The organism is Mesorhizobium sp. f-mel, from assembly GCF_053850215.1.
Genome location: NZ_JBSPTO010000085.1, coordinates 1 through 698, shown reverse-complemented (window position 1 = coordinate 698; position 698 = coordinate 1). Strand labels below are relative to the sequence as shown.

The following is a 698-nucleotide window of genomic DNA, read 5'->3' as shown; positions in this document are numbered from 1 at the left end:
AAAGCTTCCTGCGAGACAAGGACCGGCAATGCGTGGTGCTTTGGTGATACGAGCCCATACATCAATCCGCGGCCTCGTACGCTCAGGCCGAGAGTGGGGAAGTCGTCTGCGATTGACTTGAGCTCCTTAGCCAAGATCGCAGATTTACGAGCGATCTCCTCCTCAAACTTGGAGTCGGACCAGTAAGTCTCAAGAGCCGCACGCGCAGTGACGAAAGCATAGTTGTTGCCTCTGAACGTGCCGGTGTGCGCGCCGGGCGCCCAGACATCAAGTTCAGGCTTGATCAGAATAAGGGCCAGTGGAGTTCCGATCGCCGACAACGACTTGGACAGGGTAACGATGTCCGGCACAATTGCAGCTGCTTCGAAACTGAAGAATTTTCCCGCCCGACCGACACCGGCCTGGATGTCATCGAGGATCATCAGGATTCCGTGCCGCGCTGTTAGTTCACGCAGCCGTTGCAGCCAATCAACGCTCGCCACATTGATGCCGCCTTCACCTTGGACCGCCTCCAGGATCACTGCGGCAGGTTTGTCGAGGCCACTGTTTGGATCATCGAGCAGCTTCTCAAAGTAATCGATCGTGTCAACTGAAGCGCCGAGATAACCCTCGTACGGCAACGATGTCACGTGCGCGAGGGGAAACCCGGCAGCTGCTCGGTGCTCCTTGTTTCCGGTCGCTGCCAACGAGCCGACGCT

General features: G+C 57.4%; 1 protein-coding gene. It reads right to left on the bottom strand.

What is annotated here, in order from left to right:
* The coding region (locus ACWUKX_RS31000) for an aminotransferase class III-fold pyridoxal phosphate-dependent enzyme (RefSeq protein ID WP_456010462.1) at positions 1–698 on the bottom strand (698 nt) is incomplete at both ends.